Here is a 1253-nt window from a genome sequence, read left to right as displayed (position 1 = left end):
ATTTTATTGAGTATATAACCTGCAACAAAATATATAAACACTACAAATATTATTATCCAAGTATAAATTATATATTTTGATTCAGCCCAATGAGAATCTGAGTATAGTTTAAATAATATAATAAGAAATATCGGTAATATAAGTAATATTTTTTTATAATTGGGCAATTTTTCTTCCATATCTGAAGATGAAACATTTAGAATACTACTTTCGATTGCTAAGTCTTGAACTATAGACATAATAAAGCCTAAAAGTAATACACATCCTATAAATGATATTACTGTTACAGTTACTAAATCAACTTTAGGTATACTAAGACTTTGTAGGTAGAAACCATACACTTTTCTAAATATAAAAATCATTCCATTCCCTAAAATAACGCCTATTATATAAGAAAGTAACAAGCTTATTATTAGTAAAAATCTCATACACTTGTATATTTCTTTTTCTTTAACCCCTAGTAACAATAATGTTTTTAAATCATGCATTCTATTTTGCACATAGTTTTTAAGCGCATAAAATTGAATCAATATGGTCACTATTGCAATAGTAAATAATGCATTTAATACAACTGATGTAATTCCTTCGGTAATATACGCAGCGCTAGTTTGTTGCATCTTATGTACAATAAAAAGGTTTCCTAAAAATCCATAAATATATGTCACTGTCAACACTGCACTTATTATGAATACTATATAGTTTTTTATATTAGATTTAAAATCTTTTAATAAAATTTTATGAATCCACTTACTGCTCTTTTTCTCTTTTTTCTCTTTTTTTATTCCTTTATTTAACTTCCTCTCTTCTTTAATCCTTTTATCTATCTCAGCATCTTCATAGCTTAATTGCCGAGAAATAAATATAACTATAATAATAATTACTCTAAGTGCTAATACCATAGGTATTAGTTTTATATTATTTTCCTGGCCTAAGATAAATAAAGCTGCGTATGTAGCCATATGAACAACTACACTCCCGACCATAGATAAATATATTAATACTACTTCATAGTTCATATTTCTTTTATTTTTAATAACATTAAGAAAATGTATTAGATATAAAAAAGATATTATTAAGTGAAATCCAAAATAAAGTACTATTATTTTTTTATCCACTTCATAAAATATCATGGATGGAATTACCCATAAAAAAATTGCACAAAAAATCAGTACATTAAACAAATTTTTCTTATTCATAGTCCCCCCTACCATTTTTAATTAATTTGATATTATCTAACTTAATTATATGACATT

At 24.7% G+C, this 1253-nt stretch carries 1 protein-coding gene; it reads right to left on the bottom strand.

The window, feature by feature from the left end; genetic code table 11:
- Positions 1 to 1196, bottom strand: a 1196-nt coding sequence (locus NSA58_RS20370) for an FtsX-like permease family protein (protein ID WP_257560949.1), incomplete at its 3' end; no start/stop codon positions are given.
- Between the last annotated feature and the right edge of the window lie 57 nt (positions 1197 to 1253).

This window comes from Terrisporobacter muris (genome assembly GCF_024621905.1).
In the GTDB taxonomy this organism is placed as follows: Bacteria; Bacillota; Clostridia; order Peptostreptococcales; family Peptostreptococcaceae; genus Terrisporobacter; species Terrisporobacter muris.
The sequence above is the reverse complement of the archived record's forward strand: the minus strand, read 5'-3'. Positions and strand labels throughout refer to the sequence as shown.